This window comes from Kitasatospora sp. NPDC088391 (assembly GCF_044753345.1).
In the GTDB taxonomy this organism is placed as follows: Bacteria; Actinomycetota; Actinomycetes; order Streptomycetales; family Streptomycetaceae; genus Kitasatospora.
The window spans coordinates 322,524-336,463 of sequence record NZ_JBIVNB010000005.1 but is presented as its reverse complement, the minus strand read 5'-3'; the positions used below and the strand labels follow the sequence as shown (position 1 = coordinate 336,463).

Genomic DNA, 13,940 nt, shown 5'->3' with positions numbered 1-13,940 from the left:
CCGGAACCACACCCGCAGGAGGTGCCCGTGACCACGGCACTGACCACCTCGCCCGACGCCGCCGGCGCGGGCCGCCCGGACGGCCCGATCGCCGTCCGGCTCTCGCACGTGCACAAGACCTTCGGCCGCCCCGGCACCGCCGCACCGGTGCTGGAGGACATCGACCTCACCGTCGCGCCCGGTGAGTTCGTCACGCTGCTCGGCGCCTCCGGCTGCGGCAAGTCCACCCTGCTCAACCTGGTGGCCGGCCTCGACCGGCCGACCTCCGGCACCATCGAGGTGCCCGGCGGCCGCCCCGCGCTGATGTTCCAGGACCACGCCCTGTTCCCCTGGCTCACCGCCGGCAAGAACATCGAACTCGCCCTCCGGCTGGCCGGCGTCGGCAAGGCCGAGCGCGTCACCGAGGCCGAGCGACTGCTCGACCTGGTCCGCCTCGGCGGCTCCTACAAGAAGCGCGTCCACGAGCTCTCCGGCGGCATGCGCCAGCGCGTCGCGCTGGCCCGCTCGCTCGCCCAGGGCAGCTCCGTCCTGCTGATGGACGAGCCGTTCGCCGCGCTCGACGCCATCACCCGGGACGTCCTGCACGACGAGATCACCCGGATCTGGGCCGAGCGCAACCTCACCGTCCTGTTCGTCACCCACAACGTCCGCGAGGCCGTCCGCCTCGCCCAGCGCGTGGTGCTGCTCTCCTCCCGCCCCGGCCGGGTCGCCAAGGAGTGGCGGATCGACATGCCGCAGCCGCGCCGCATCGAGTCCGCCGGGGTCGCGGATCTGTCCATCGAGATCACCGAAGAACTGCGTGGGGAGATCCGCCGCCATGTCCAGCACTGACACCGCAGCCGTCCCCCTCGCCAAGGACGGGGCCGCCGACTCCGCCAGCGTCGAGGCCGGCCTCGACGCCCTGGAGACCGTCCACGCCCAGCGCACCCCCGTCGCCGTGGTGCTCCGGCAGAAGGTCCTGCCGCCGATCCTCGGCGTCGTCCTGGTGCTGGCCCTGTGGCAGCTCGCCTACAGCCTGGAACTCACCACCCCCGACAAGCTCCCCAGCCCCGCCGACGTCTGGGACTCGCTCAGCGAACTCTGGTACGCCGGAACGCTGTTCTCCATCATCTGGACCAGCGTCTGGCGCGGCCTGTCCGGCTTCCTGCTCTCCGTCGTCATCGGCACCCCGATCGGCCTGCTGGTCGCCCGGGTCAAGCCGGTCCGCGCCGCGCTCGGCCCGGTCCTGTCCGGCCTCCAGTCGCTGCCCTCGGTGGCCTGGGTGCCCGCCGCGATCATCTGGCTCGGCATCACCAACTCCGCGATGTACGCCGTCATCCTGCTCGGCGCCGTCCCGTCCATCGCCAACGGCCTGATCTCCGGCATCGACCAGGTTCCCCCGATCTACCTCCGGGCCGGCCAGACCCTCGGCGCGACCGGCCTGCGCGGCGCCCGCCACGTCCTGCTCCCCGCCGCGCTCCCCGGCTACCTGGCCGGCCTCAAGCAGGGCTGGGCCTTCTCCTGGCGCTCGCTGATGGCCGCCGAACTCATCGCCTCCTCCCCCGACCTGGGCCTCGGCCTCGGCCGCTACCTGGAGAACCAGCGCGAGTTCAATGAGATGTCCGGCGTCCTGCTCGGCATCATCCTGATCCTGGTCGTCGGCGTCGCCATCGACCTGCTGGTCTTCTCCCCCGTCGAACGCCGCGTCCTGCGCAGCCGCGGCCTCCTCGTCACCACCCGCTGACCCCGTGACCACCCGCACCACCGCACCCCCCGCGCCCCGCCAGGGGCGCGGGGAACTGCGCGCAGCGGAAGGGCAGTTGCCGCAGCCGGGCACCGCCTCGCGCCCCGCACGCCGTACGTCCTCCGCAGCCGGCTCACCCCTCCCGCCGCTGCTGCTTCTCGCGCACGGCTCCCGCGACCCGCGCCACGCCGCCACGGTCGAGGCCCTGGCCGCCGCCGTCCGCGCCCTGCGCCCCGAACTCGACGTCGCCACGGCCTACTTGGACCACTGCGCGCCCCGGATCGCCCAGGTCGCCGCACGCCGCGCCGACGCGGTCGCCGTCCCGCTCCTGCTGAACCGCGCCTTCCACGCCAAGCACGACATCCCGGCCGCCCTGCACGCCGCCGGCTCGGCGATCCCGGTCGCGGACGTCCTCGGGCCCTCGCCCCTGCTCCTCGACGCCCTCGACCGCCGCCTCGCCGAGTCCGGCCAGGACACCACCGACCCGGCCGTCCGCGCCCGCACCGGCGTGGTCCTGGCCGCCGCCGGCTCCTCCGACCCGGCCGCCAACGCCACCACCCGCGCGGTGGCGGCCGAGTGGCAGCGCTCCCGGGGCTGGGCCGCCGTCACCGTCGCGCACGCCTCCGGCAGCGGCCCGACCGTCGCCGACGCGCTGGCCGCGCTGCGCGCCGACCCGGCCGTCCGCGCCACCGCCGTCGCCCCGTACCTGCTGGCGCCCGGCCTGCTCCCGGACCGGATCGCCACCGCCGCGACCGCCCACGGCGCCGACCACCTCGCCCAGGTCCTCGGCCCGGCCCCGGAGCTCGCCCGGCTCGTCCTGGCCCGCCACGCCGAGGCCGCCAAGGCCGCGGAGGCGACGGACTCCCCGGCGGCACGCACCGCCTGACCCGGCACCGCCCGGGAATCGGCGGACGCCCTCCCTCAGAACGCGGCGGCGAGTTCGTCGGCCGCGGACGGCAGCGGGGTGGTGAGGCCGAGCCAGGAGCCGTCGCGGAAGTGCAGGTCGACCCGGCCGCGCTGGGTGACGCCCTTGGCGTTGCGGCGGGCCGCCGTGATCTCGTGGCGGGGCAACTCGGCCTGCAGGGCGTGCTGTTCGGTGAACTGCCAGAGCTTGGCCCGGTCGGCGATCAGCAGCAGCCGGCGGTCGGTGAGGGCGAGCAGCGCGCTGCCGTCGGCCCCGTCCTCGTGCAGCCGGACGACCAGCCGCCCGGCGGTGGACGGCCAGCCGCCGTCCATGCCCCTGCCGTGCCAGACGCTGTCGGGGACCGCGTCCATCAGCCGGTCCTCGACGGCGCCGACCGCCGCCGAGGCCGGGTTGACGACGGCGTAGGCGCGGCGCAGCAGGCCGAACGGCCGGGCGAGCCGCTGTTCCAGCTCGCCCGGCCGACGGGGCGTCAGCAGTTCCTCGGGCGGCCGGGGGACGCCGGGCGCGAGCGAGACGGGCGCGGCGGCCCGCAGCTGTTCGCCGGGGGCGAGGAACGGCGTGGCGAACTGCCGGTCCCGGTCGAGCACGGTACTCCTCCTCGGTCAACACGCTCTCAGGGCAGGGGAGCTGACCAGCTGTCAGCCGAACGCGTCCTCGAAGCGGCGGCGGCGCTCCTCGGCGTCGAGCGCGGGCGGCTGCGCGGGCTGGGCGAGGCCGGTGCGCCCGCGCAGCGCGGTGCTGGGGCCGGGGTTGCCGGCGATCCGGTCGTCGGCCTCGTCGGCGAGGATGCCGGCGCCGCTCTGCGCGGCCTGCTGGAGCGTCTCGCCGACCGGGTTGCCGGTGAGCCCGATGCCGTGCAGTCCGGCCTTGCCGACCGTCTTGACGCCCTGCTTGGCCAGGTACGCCTCGATGTCGAGGGGCTTGTTCCAGGTCCAGGGCTTCTTCGGGTTGAGGTGCGGGCGCTTGGAGACGGCCTTGAGGGCCTTCATCGCGTCGGCGATCTTCTTCAGGGCGGTGGCGAGCTTGCGCACCAGGTTGGCTATCCGGGCACTGGCGATGGCGCCCTCGGCGGCGGCCGCGGCGGCCTCGGCGGCGAGCGAGACGCCGGCGGTGATGACGCTGAAGGCGAGCGAGGCGGCCAGCGTGATGATCGCCCACTCGATGAGTTCGCGGATCACCGTCTCGACCAGGTCCTGGGCCGTCCGGGATTCGGCGGCGGCCTCGGCGAGGAGTTCGGCGGTGGCCGCCATGTCCTCCGCCTCGGCCTCCAACGCCTGCTCGTACTCGTCGAGTTCGCGCTGGAAGGCGTCGGCGGCCGCGCCCTGCCACTCGCCGGCCAGCGCGGCCCGGTCGCGGCGCTGGTCGGCGACCAGGTCGCGCAGCCGCTCGGCCTGCCGCTGCCAGAGCGCGGCGGCCTCCTCCAGGCCCTCGGGGTCGCCGGTGACGAACTCCAGGGGTTCGGCGAGCGGTTCGACGATCGGGCGCATGATCTCGTCGATCACGCTGCCCAGCGGGCTCATCCAGTCGTTGACCTTCGTGTAGGCGTCGACGGCGCCCGCGACCGGCCCGCTCATCCGCCCAGCCCTCCGGCAATCGCGGTCATCGCGCGCGCGGTGTCCTCGTCGGTGCGTTCGTAGGCGGTGGCCGTGCCGTTCGCGTACTCGGCGATCCGGTCCATGGTGTCGGCGCCCGCGCCGGTGTTCTCGATCGCCGCCTCGGAGCGCTCCGCGTAGTCGCGGGCGGTCCCGTCGGCCTCCGGGAGCTTCCCGAAGGCGGACGGCGACAGCTGGTGGCCGCCGAGTTCGGCGCGGATCGCCCGCAGCCGCTCGGCCCGTTCGCTGCTGGTGCGGGCGAACCGGCGCAGCGCGTCCGGATCGACCGTGAACTCCCCCGCCATGTCGGCGTACCTCTCCCCGTTGCCAGGCCCGCAGGTATCCCTCGCACCATGCGGATGCCATGAATTGGCAAAGAAACTAACACGCCGCCAACTCGCCGAGACAGCCCCGGTCGCCGCTCCGCACTCCCCGGCCCCCGCAGCCCCGGCCTCAACCCTCGCCGCAGCCCGCCAGCACCTGGGCGAACCAGCGCGGCGAGGAGAGGTCGTCGTCGGCCAGCAGCGCGTCCAGCACCAGCGGGTAGTCGCGGTGGGCGGCGGCCCGGTCGACGAGCAGCAGCCGGTACGCGGCCTGCCGCTTGTGGCCGATCCGGTGGTACTGGGCGTAGCCGGGGGCGGTCGCGTCGAGCCGGGCCACCCGGGCGTCCTCGACCGGTTCGACCCGCGTACCGAGGGACGCCAGCAGGGCGTCCAGCGCGGCTTCCTGCGCGTCCAGCCGGGCCGCTCGCTCCATCGGGGACCGCCTCCTCATCCCGCCGATCCGCGCGATACTTGCACGCGCGGGAATTTGCACATCTCGACTACGCTTGTCGTCAAGGTACGACCCACCCACCGAAGGGAGCACGGCCATGACCCGACCGGACCCCGCCCTGGCGCACGGCTGGTGCGCCCTGACCGCCCTGCACGGCCGGATCGAGGCGCACGTCGAGCGCGCCCTGCAGGCCGAACACGAGCTCAGCGTCCGGGAGTTCTCGGTGCTGGACGTGCTCAGCGGCCAGCACGACGACACCGGCGGCCACTTCCGGATGAACCAGCTGGCCGACGCGGTCGTGCTCAGCCAGAGCGCCACCACCCGCCTGGTCACCCGGCTGGAGGACCGCGGCCTGCTCGGCCGCTACCTCTGCCCCACCGACCGGCGCGGCATCTACACCAACGTCACCGAGGCGGGCCTCGCCCTGCTCGCGGCGGCCCGGCCCACCAACGACCGCGCCCTCGCCGAGGCGCTGGACGCCGCCGAGCAGCGACCCGAACTCGCCCCGCTGGCCGCCGTGGTGCGCACCCTGGGCGCCGCCCCGGCCACCACCGGCTGAGACCCGCCCCGGGCCTCACCCGGAACGCACTGCGGGGCCGCGCCCCGACCGGTGGGAGACACCGGTCCGGACGCGGCCCCGCCGCACGACTACTCGGGCTTGCGCCGCTGCCGGCCCGTCCCGTAGTTGGAGCCGGTCTTCGAGCCGGAGCCCGGCTTCGCCCGGTCCGAGGACTTGCCGATGAAGCCCGCCGCCATCTGCGAAGTCCCGGCGCCCATCCGCTGCTTGGGGCGGGGGCGGCGCGGGTTGCCGCTCAGGTCGACGTCCTTGGGCAGGCCGGCGTCGGCGCGCCTGGCCGGACGGCGGCGGGCCTCCCCGTCCACCGGCTTCGCGCCGCCGCGCCCGCGGCCCCGGCCGCGTCCGCCGCCCTCGCCGCCGGCCGCCGACTGCTGCGCGGCGGCGGGCACCGCCGCGGCGGGCACCGGCAGGACCACGGCCACGCCGGAGGGCGTCCGGGCGCCGGTGATCCGCTTGAGCTCACCGTCCTCGGGGCGGACCTTGGTGACGGTCGGCCGGATGCCGGCGATGCTCATCAGCCGGTTGACCTCGCGGCGCTGCTCGGGCAGCACCAGGGTGACCACGGTGCCGGACTCGCCGGCCCGGGCGGTGCGGCCGCCGCGGTGCAGGTAGTCCTTGTGGTCGATCGGCGGGTCGACGTTGACGACCAGGTCGAGGCCGTCGATGTGGATGCCGCGGGCCGCGACGTTGGTGGCGATCAGCGCGGTCACCTCGCCCTCGCGGAACTGGTCGAGGACCCGGTTGCGCTGCGGCTGCGACTTGCCGCCGTGCAGCGCGGCGGCGACCACGCCGTGGGCGCGCAGCTGCTTGGCGAGGCGGTCCGCGCCGTGCTTGGTGTGCACGAACATGATCACCCGGCCCTCGCGGGCGGCGATCCGGGCGGTGGTCTCGGCCTTGTCGGCGGGTTCGAGCTGGAGCAGGTGGTGGTCCATGGTGGTGACCGCCCCGGCCGACGGGTCGACCGAGTGGGTGACCGGGTCGGTGAGGAAACGGTTGACCAGCCGGTCCACGTTGCGGTCCAGGGTGGCGGAGAACAGCATCCGCTGCCCGCCCTCGGCGACCTGCTCCAGCAGCTTGACCACCTGCGGCAGGAAGCCCATGTCGGCCATCTGGTCGGCCTCGTCGAGGACGGTGATCGCGACCTCGTCCAGGAACACGTCGCCGCGCTGGATCAGGTCGTCGAGCCGGCCGGGGGTGGCGACCAGCACCTCGGTGCCGCGCCGGACCTGGTTGGACTGCCGGGTGATCGACATGCCGCCGACCACGGTGGTGATCCGCAGGTTCAGCACCCCGGCGTACGGGGCGAGCGCGTCGGTGACCTGCTGCGCCAGCTCGCGGGTCGGCACCAGCACCAGGGCCAGCGGGCGGCGCGCGGAGGCCCGCTTGCCGTGGGTGCGGACCAGCAGCGGCAGGCCGAACGCCAGGGTCTTGCCGGAGCCGGTCCGGCCGCGGCCGAGGACGTCGCGTCCGGCCAGCGCGTCCGGCAGGGTGGCGGCCTGGATCGGGAAGGGCTCGGTCACGCCCTGCGCGCCCAGCTCCTTCAACAGCCCGCCGGGCATCTCCAGTTCGGCGAAGCTCGCGGCCGGCGGGCGGGACGGGGTGCCCTGCACGTGCGTGAAGTCCTCGGCGGGGGCGGCCGACGGGGCGGCGGCCCGGCGCGGCCGGCGGGTCCCCCCGGCGCGCGGCTGCTGCTCGCCCCGGGGGGCGCCGGAGCGCGGGGCCCCGCCGCGGGGGCGGCCGCCGCGCGGCTTGTCGGTGCGGGACTGCTCGGTGCGCGGACGTGACTGTTCGGACATGCGTGTTCCACTCTCTGGGGGCCGTCGGCCGACCGCGGACTGTGCGCGGATGGGCTGGGACGGATCGGCCGCAGAGGAATGGGCCGCCCCGGCCGTCGGGCGGCATGGACGAGGGCCCGCACCCTGTGGAGGCACGGGCCCTCGCCTGCAACATCAGTGAGTCGGCGGTGAGCCGGGACTCAGATGGGGCGGATGTTCTCCGCCTGCGGGCCCTTCTGGCCCTGCGTGACGTCGAACTCGACCTTCTGGCCCTCGATCAGCTCACGGAAGCCGGTCGACTGGATGTTCGAGTAGTGAGCGAAAACGTCGGCGCCGCCGCCGTCCTGCTCGATGAAGCCGTAGCCCTTTTCGCTGTTGAACCACTTCACGGTGCCGGTAGCCATAACCGTCTCCACTTTCACTGGGGCATTGGGACACACACCTCGTGCGCCCCACGTAGCCGCGATCCCCATCCGGAGACTAAACACCGGACAAAACAAATGCGCCTGTCGGTTGGAACCAGCAGGCGCACACACACGTTCATGGGAACCAATACTGCAACTGCTTCGACAATAGCACGCCCACCCTCGTCAACGGCGGCAAAGGTTGCGCTGGTCACACCGTGTTTCACCGGACGCCACCGGGGGCAGGCGATCCGTCCGGACCACCCGCCCCCGTCACTCCACGCCACCGGACCGTTCCGGTGGGTGCCGGATCAGCCCCGGCCGACCGGCTCCGGCGTCCGCTCCCCGACCGGGGCGGCCCCGTGCCCGGGCATCGCCCCGTGACCGGGCCACCAGGCCCGGTTGCCGAGCAGCGCGGTGATCGCCGGGGTGAAGAACATCGCCATCACGAAGGCCGCCACCGCGATGCCGAAGGCCATCGCGAAGCCGAACTCCAGCATGAAGACGTTGCCCGCCAGCATGAACGTGGCGAACGAGGCCGCCAGGATGAAGCCGGCCGCCGCGACGGTCGGACCGCCGTGGCGCAGCGCCTCGCGGGCCGCCTCGCGCGGGCTGCGGCCCTCCCGGGCCTCCTCCCGCAGGCGGGCGATGATCAGGATGTTGTAGTCGGTCCCGATCGCCACCACGAACAGGTAGATCAGGATCGGCAGCATGAACATCATGCCGGGCTCGCCCTTGATGTTCTGGAAGAGCACGGTGGCGGCGCCCAGGGTGGCGGTGAAGCCGAGGCCGACCGAGGCCATCAGGTACCAGGGCGCGACCACGCTGCGCAGCTGGAGGCCCAGGATCAGCAGGATCAGCAGGCCCGCGACCGGGAAGACCAGCTCGTAGTCGTGGGTCATCGCCAGGTTGATGTCCTTGTAGATGGCGCTCAGGCCACCCACCTTGGCCTCGGTGCCGGCCGGGGCCGAGGCGTGCGCGACGTCCCGCAGCTCGGTGACGGCGTCGATCGCCGCGTTGCTGTCCGGCGCGTCCTTCATGATCACGGTGAAGTCGGCGGTGCTGCCGTCGGTGCTGAGCTGCGGCTGGGGCACGGCCTGGGCGATGCCCGGGACGGCGCCGAGCCTGCCGGCGTACGACTCGAAGGCGGCCGGGTCGAGCTTGGCGCCCGCGGTGCCGCTCAGGTAGACGTGCGTCGGCTGGGCGGCGCCGGCCGAGAAGCCGTTGGCGAGCTTGTCCTGGACGACCATCGACTCCGCGGTCTTGGGCATCGAGCTGCCCGCGAGGTCGAAGATGCCGTTGTAGTTGAGCGCGCCGGCCGACAGCGCGACCAGCACGGCGCCGGAGGCGATCGCCACGAACGCCGGGCGCTTCTCGACGACCTTGCCGAGTGCGGTGAAGCGGGCGTCGCTCGGCTCGTCCAGCCACTTCTTGCCGGGCCAGAAGACGGCGCGGGCCGGGAGGACGGCGAGCAGCGCGGGCGCCAGGGTGAGCGCGGCGAACGCGGTGACCACGACCGCGATGGCCAGCGCCGGGCCGAGCGCCTTGAACATGCCGAGGCTGGAGAGGATCAGCGCCGCGAAGGCGATGGTGACCGCGCCGGCCGCCGAGGCGATCGCCTCGCCGACCCGGCCGACCGCGTTGACCACGGCGGTCTTGCGGTCGTCGCCGGCCCGCAGCCGCTCGCGGTAGCGGAAGAGCAGGAAGAGGAAGTAGTCGGTGCCGACGCCGAGCACGACGACGATCAGGATCGCCGACAGGATCGGGGTGCTGTCCAGGTCGAACGCCTTGGTCGCGTAGGCGATCACGCCGTTGGAGGTGGGGTAGGCGAACATCAGCGTGATCAGCAGCGGCAGGATGCCCGCCAGGACGCTGCGGAAGATGATGCCGACGATGATCGCCACCAGCAGCACGGTGGACATCGCGATGACCGCGTCGGCGTTGCCGGAGGACTCGGTCTGGTCCAGCGCCTGGGCGGCGCTGCCGCCGAGCTGGAACTTGACGTCGCTGCCCTGGGCCAGCGACTTGCCGTCCTCGCGCAGCTTCTTGGCGACGTCGCCGAACGCCTTGGAGTCCTGCTGCTTGGCCTTGTCGATGGCGATCATGGACAGCGCGTACTTGCCGTCCTTGGAGGTGGTCTGCTCGCTGACCGGGACGATCTTCTCGACCGACTCGATCTTCTTGGCGGTGAGGCCCTGGACGACCTTGGCGATGTCGTCCTTGTCCTTCGCGGTCAGCGGCGCGCCGTCGTTGCGCTCGAAGAGCGCCATCGCGGAGGGCGTGAAGCTGGTCGGGAAGGCCTTCTCCTGGACGGTGGCGGCCTGGATCGACTCGTAGTGCTTCGGCAGGAAGGACGCCTCGTCGGTCTGTGCGCTGATCGTCGGCGCGGTGGCGGCGACGGCGATCATGCCGACCACCCAGGCCGCGATGACCCACCAGGCCCGCTTGACGACGAATTGTCCGATTCGGTGGAACATGCTCGTGATGCCTCCTGGGCATGGTTCACCGCCGCCGGGGGACGGGGACCGGGCAACGGCTCTGACCGGCGGACGGCCCGATGGGGCTCTAGCCGGTCGGCAGGTAAGGAACTAGTGGGCATCCTACGGGACCTTACTTGCCGACCGGCAAGTGGGTTTTCCGGGGAGCCCCGGGGACGGCCACGGAGCCGGCCCCGGACCATCGTCACCCGCGGACACCCCGCGCCACCTCGTGCTCCGGGTGGAGATCGCTCCCCCTCAGGGTGGAGCCGGGGCCGCCCTCAAGGAGGAGGGCCTCACCTCCGGGGTGGGGGTAGCACCAGGGTCGGCCCTGGGGGAAGGACCAGGGAGAAGTGGGTGACCAGCCGGATGGTCCGTCAGGTCGGGCTTTTCTAACGTCTGTTGTGCCGCCGGAGCAGCGCCGCGGCCCACCGACCGGGGCGGCCCCGCCGCCGCCCGCCATCCTGGGGGAACCACTCGTGAAGCAAGGAATCGCCGCCACCATGGGCGTCTGGAGCGCCCGCCACCGGAAGACCGCGGTCTTCGGCTGGCTGCTCTTCGTCGTCCTCGCCGCCTATCTGGGCGGCGTGCACGGCTCCACCACGGTCACCGACTCCGAGTCGATGCCGGGCCAGGTCGCGCAGGCCGCCCGGATCCTCGACGAGGCGGGCGTCAAGTCCCCGGCCGGGGAGACGGTGCTGGTCCAGAGCCGTGCCCTGACGGCCGACGACCCGTCCTTCCGCGCCGCGGTCGACGAGGTGGCCGCCGCCGTCCGGGGCACCGGCCGGGCCGGGGCCCTGCACAGCCCGTACGAGACGCAGGCGATCTCCGCCGACCGGCACTCCGCCCTGCTCCAGTTCACGGTGGAGGGCGCGGACCGCGCCGCCGCCGTCGCCAACGTGCCCGCCGTGACGGAGGCGGTGGCCGGGGTGCAGAAGCGGCACGGCGAGCTGCTGATCGAGGAGTACGGCGAGGCCAGCGCCGGCAAGTGGTTCGACGACCAGTTCAAGAACGACTTCGCCCGCGCCGAGTGGACGGCCCTGCCGCTGGCCCTCGGCATCCTGCTGGTCGCGTTCGGCGCGCTGGTCGCCGCCGTCCTGCCGGTGGTGCTCGCGATGACGGCCTTCGTGGCCGCGTCCGGCCTGGTCGCGCTCTCCTCGGGGGTGCTGCACACCAGCAACGACGCCAGTTCGGTGATGCTGCTGGTCGGCCTGGCCGTCGGCGTCGACTACTGCCTGTTCTACCTGCGCCGCGAGCGCGAGGAGCGCGCCGCCGGCCGCGACCGGGAGACCGCGCTGCGGATCGCCGCCGCCACCTCCGGCCGCGCCGTGCTGGTCTCCGGCGTCACGGTCGTGGTCGCCATGGCCGGCATGTTCCTCACCGGCATCGCCGACTTCAAGGCGATGTCCTGGGCCACCATCGTGGTGGTGGTCACCGCCGTGCTCGGGTCGCTGACGGTCCTGCCCGCGCTGCTCTCGATGCTCGGCGACCGGGTCGAGAAGGGGAAGATCCCCCTCCTGCACCGCCTGCGCCGCACCGGCGGCGAGGGCGGCCGGTTCTGGAACGCGGTGCTGCGGCCGGTGCTGCGCCGCCCGGCGGTCGCGGCCGGCCTGGCCACCGCCGCCCTGCTGGCGCTCGCCGCGCCGACGCTGACGATGCACACCGCGAACCTGACGTTCCAGCAGCAGCTCCCCAAGGGCAATCCGCTGGTCGCCACCTCGCAGCGGATCGAGGCCGCCTTCCCCGGCAGCCCCTCCCCCGCGACCGTGGTGGTCCGGGCGAAGGACATCACCTCCCCGGAGATGACCCGGGCCCTCGCCGACCTGCAGGCCCGCGCCCTCGCCACCGGGAAGATGCACGGCCCCACCGAGGTCAAGGTGCACGCCGAACAGAACGTCGCGACGGTCGACATCCCGCTCTACGGCAGCGGCAACGACGAGACCTCGGCGGCCGCCCTGAAGGCCCTGCGCGAGGAGGTCGTCCCGGCCACGGTCGGCAAGGTCCCGGGCACCGAGGCCCCGGTGACCGGCAGCACGGCCGGCTCGGTCGACTTCAACCGGCAGATGTCGGATTCGCTGCTCCCGGTGTTCGGCTTCGTGGTGGTCTTCGCCTTCCTGCTGATGCTGGTCTCCTTCCGCTCGCCGGCCGTCGCGGTCACCGCGGTGCTGCTCAACCTGCTCTCGGTCGGCGCGGCCTACGGCGTGCTCGCCCTGGTCTTCCAGCACGGCGTCGGCGCCGCGCTGATCGGCACCGCGGGCGTCGGCGCGGTGGAGAGCTGGGTGCCGCTGTTCCTGTTCGTGATCCTCTTCGGCCTCTCGATGGACTACCACGTGTTCGTGGTCTCCCGGATCAAGGAGGCGCACGACCGCGGCCTGCCGACCCGGGCCGCCGTCGCGCACGGCATCCGCAGCACGGCGGGCGTGGTCACCAGCGCGGCCGTGATCATGGTCGGGGTGTTCGCGGTGTTCGGCACGCTCTCCATGCAGTCCATGAAGCAGATGGGCGTCGGCCTCGCCGTCGCCGTCCTGATCGACGCGACGGTGGTCCGCGCCGTGCTGCTGCCCGCCGTCATGTCGCTGCTCGGCGAGCGGAACTGGTACCTGCCGCGCTGGCTGCGCTGGCTGCCGCGGCTGGAGTCCGGGACGGCGGTCGAGGACGCCCCGGGGGCCGCCGGAGCCGCAGAGACCCGGACGCCGGGGCCGCTCTCCCCGACAATGAGCGGGTGATCTTCGACGAACCGAGGGCCCGCGCCCTCCTGCAGGAAGCCGCCGCCCCGGCCGGGGTCGACCCGGCCGGGGCGGTGCTGCTCGCTCTCGGCCAGAACGCGGTGTTCGACCTCCCGGCCGCCGGCCTGGTCGCCAAGGTCGGCCGGACGCCCGGCGCGGCCGACCGGGCCGCCCGCGAACTGGCCCTGGCCGGCTGGCTGGACGGCGCGGGCGTGCCGGTGGTCCGCCCCGCCGACCCCGCGGTGCGCCTGGTCCGGGAGCACCCCGTCACGCTGTGGCACCGGCTCGGCGACCCGGTCCGACCGGCCCGCCCCGCCGACCTGGCGCCGCTGCTGCGCGCCCTGCACGCGCTGCCCGCCGCACCCGTCCCGGCCGGTCCCGCCCTCCCGCCCGGTCCTCCCGTCCCGCTCGGCCGGCGCGACCTGCTCGCCCCGGTGGACGGCTGGCTCGCCGCGGCCGAGGGGCACGTCGACCCGGCGGACGCCGCCTTCCTCCGTGTCCGAAAAGAGACCTTTGTCACCGCGATCGGGGAGCTGGCCCCGGTCCTGCCGCCCGGCCCGATCCACGGCGACGCGCTGCCGCGCAACGTGCACGTCACGCCGGACGGGCCGGTGCTGCTCGACCTGGAGTACATGGCGGACGACCTGCGCGAGCACGACCTGGTGGTGCTGGCGCTCAGTCAGGACCGGTACGGCGTACCGGCGGAGGAGGTCGCGGCCTTCGACGCGGCCTACGGCTGGGACGTCCGGGAGTGGCCGGGCTTCGCGGTGCTGCGCGGCGCGCGGGAGACCGCGAGCGCCGCGTGGGTGGCCCAGCAGGCGCCCGGAAACCCTTCCGCGCGGGCCGAGTTCCGTCGCCGGGTGGACTCGCTGCGTGACGGCGCGACGGACGTACGCTGGTTCGCGTTCTGACCGCTTCCGTCCGGAGCCCGCCCTGTGGCGCGGCCCACACCCGGACGGAACCACCT

13 protein-coding genes are annotated in these 13,940 nt (G+C 73.8%); 6 read left to right on the top strand and 7 right to left on the bottom strand.

What is annotated here, in order from left to right:
• Window positions 1-27: 27 nt before the first annotated feature.
• The 3 genes from ACIQBJ_RS18085 (at window position 28) to ACIQBJ_RS18075 (ending at window position 2,609) form a co-directional block, all read left to right on the top strand.
• Window positions 28-831: an ABC transporter ATP-binding protein gene (locus ACIQBJ_RS18085; RefSeq protein WP_400710659.1), complete on the top strand. Its 804-nt coding sequence runs from the start codon at window positions 28-30 to the stop codon at window positions 829-831.
• The gene (locus ACIQBJ_RS18080; RefSeq protein WP_400710656.1) at window positions 818-1,723 is read left to right on the top strand and encodes an ABC transporter permease; all 906 of its coding nucleotides are present in this window, start codon (window positions 818-820) and stop codon (window positions 1,721-1,723) included. Before ACIQBJ_RS18085 ends, ACIQBJ_RS18080 begins: the two co-directional genes overlap by 14 nt.
• 148 nt (window positions 1,724-1,871) lie before the next feature.
• Window positions 1,872-2,609 carry a sirohydrochlorin chelatase gene (locus ACIQBJ_RS18075; RefSeq protein ID WP_400711365.1) on the top strand — a complete coding sequence of 246 codons (738 nt, stop codon included), beginning with the start codon at window positions 1,872-1,874 and terminating at the stop codon, window positions 2,607-2,609.
• 35 nt (window positions 2,610-2,644) lie between these two features.
• Here the strand turns inward: ACIQBJ_RS18075 and ACIQBJ_RS18070 are convergent, their stop codons facing one another.
• From ACIQBJ_RS18070 to ACIQBJ_RS18055, 4 genes are all read right to left on the bottom strand, one after another.
• Window positions 2,645-3,235, bottom strand: coding sequence for a hypothetical protein (locus tag ACIQBJ_RS18070; RefSeq protein ID WP_400710653.1), 591 nt, complete (start codon window positions 3,233-3,235; stop codon window positions 2,645-2,647).
• A 51-nt stretch (window positions 3,236-3,286) separates the two neighbouring features.
• Window positions 3,287-4,222 carry a WXG100 family type VII secretion target gene (locus ACIQBJ_RS18065; protein ID WP_400710650.1) on the bottom strand — a complete coding sequence of 312 codons (936 nt, stop codon included), beginning with the start codon at window positions 4,220-4,222 and terminating at the stop codon, window positions 3,287-3,289.
• Window positions 4,219-4,545 (bottom strand): type VII secretion target, encoded by a 327-nt coding sequence (locus ACIQBJ_RS18060; protein WP_400710647.1) that lies wholly within the window; start codon window positions 4,543-4,545, stop codon window positions 4,219-4,221. The genes ACIQBJ_RS18065 and ACIQBJ_RS18060 overlap by 4 nt, the downstream gene beginning before the upstream one ends.
• A 148-nt stretch (window positions 4,546-4,693) precedes the next feature.
• The gene (locus ACIQBJ_RS18055) at window positions 4,694-4,996 is read right to left on the bottom strand and encodes a hypothetical protein (protein ID WP_400710644.1); all 303 of its coding nucleotides are present in this window, start codon (window positions 4,994-4,996) and stop codon (window positions 4,694-4,696) included.
• Window positions 4,997-5,111: 115 nt separating this feature from the next.
• Here ACIQBJ_RS18055 and ACIQBJ_RS18050 point away from each other — a divergent pair, with 115 nt between their 5' ends.
• Entirely contained in the window at window positions 5,112-5,573 is a 462-nt protein-coding gene (locus ACIQBJ_RS18050) for a MarR family winged helix-turn-helix transcriptional regulator (protein ID WP_400710641.1), read from the top strand.
• Between the two features lie 89 nt (window positions 5,574-5,662).
• On the opposite strand, the gene ACIQBJ_RS18045 is transcribed toward ACIQBJ_RS18050, so the two are convergent.
• From ACIQBJ_RS18045 to ACIQBJ_RS18035, 3 genes are all read right to left on the bottom strand, one after another.
• Window positions 5,663-7,387, bottom strand: coding sequence for a DEAD/DEAH box helicase (locus ACIQBJ_RS18045; protein WP_400710638.1), 1,725 nt, complete (start codon window positions 7,385-7,387; stop codon window positions 5,663-5,665).
• A 179-nt stretch (window positions 7,388-7,566) separates the two neighbouring features.
• Window positions 7,567-7,770 (bottom strand): cold-shock protein, encoded by a 204-nt coding sequence (locus ACIQBJ_RS18040; RefSeq protein WP_014135140.1) that lies wholly within the window; start codon window positions 7,768-7,770, stop codon window positions 7,567-7,569.
• Between the two features lie 311 nt (window positions 7,771-8,081).
• Entirely contained in the window at window positions 8,082-10,247 is a 2,166-nt protein-coding gene (locus ACIQBJ_RS18035) for an MMPL family transporter (protein WP_400710634.1), read from the bottom strand.
• 503 nt (window positions 10,248-10,750) lie between these two features.
• Between ACIQBJ_RS18035 and ACIQBJ_RS18030 the strand changes: the two genes are divergently transcribed.
• Together ACIQBJ_RS18030 and ACIQBJ_RS18025 are read left to right on the top strand one after the other, a co-directional pair.
• Entirely contained in the window at window positions 10,751-12,973 is a 2,223-nt protein-coding gene (locus tag ACIQBJ_RS18030; RefSeq protein ID WP_400711362.1) for an MMPL family transporter, read from the top strand.
• Window positions 12,970-13,884, top strand: a complete 915-nt coding sequence (locus ACIQBJ_RS18025) for a phosphotransferase (protein ID WP_400710631.1) — start codon at window positions 12,970-12,972, stop codon at window positions 13,882-13,884. The genes ACIQBJ_RS18030 and ACIQBJ_RS18025 overlap by 4 nt, the downstream gene beginning before the upstream one ends.
• Window positions 13,885-13,940 lie beyond the last annotated feature (56 nt).

Excerpts from the sequence above, each read along its gene's own strand:
- ACIQBJ_RS18080 (WP_400710656.1), top strand. The coding sequence starts at position 818 with ATGTCCAGCACTGACACCGCAGCCGTCCCCCTCGCCAAGGACGGGGCC.
- ACIQBJ_RS18065 (WP_400710650.1), bottom strand. The coding sequence starts at position 4,222 with ATGAGCGGGCCGGTCGCGGGCGCCGTCGACGCCTACACGAAGGTCAAC.
- ACIQBJ_RS18060 (WP_400710647.1), bottom strand. The coding sequence starts at position 4,545 with ATGGCGGGGGAGTTCACGGTCGATCCGGACGCGCTGCGCCGGTTCGCC.
- ACIQBJ_RS18055 (WP_400710644.1), bottom strand. The coding sequence starts at position 4,996 with ATGGAGCGAGCGGCCCGGCTGGACGCGCAGGAAGCCGCGCTGGACGCC.
- ACIQBJ_RS18050 (WP_400710641.1), top strand. The coding sequence starts at position 5,112 with ATGACCCGACCGGACCCCGCCCTGGCGCACGGCTGGTGCGCCCTGACC.
- ACIQBJ_RS18045 (WP_400710638.1), bottom strand. The coding sequence starts at position 7,387 with ATGTCCGAACAGTCACGTCCGCGCACCGAGCAGTCCCGCACCGACAAG.
- ACIQBJ_RS18040 (WP_014135140.1), bottom strand. The coding sequence starts at position 7,770 with ATGGCTACCGGCACCGTGAAGTGGTTCAACAGCGAAAAGGGCTACGGC.
- ACIQBJ_RS18035 (WP_400710634.1), bottom strand. The coding sequence starts at position 10,247 with ATGTTCCACCGAATCGGACAATTCGTCGTCAAGCGGGCCTGGTGGGTC.
- ACIQBJ_RS18030 (WP_400711362.1), top strand. The coding sequence starts at position 10,751 with ATGGGCGTCTGGAGCGCCCGCCACCGGAAGACCGCGGTCTTCGGCTGG.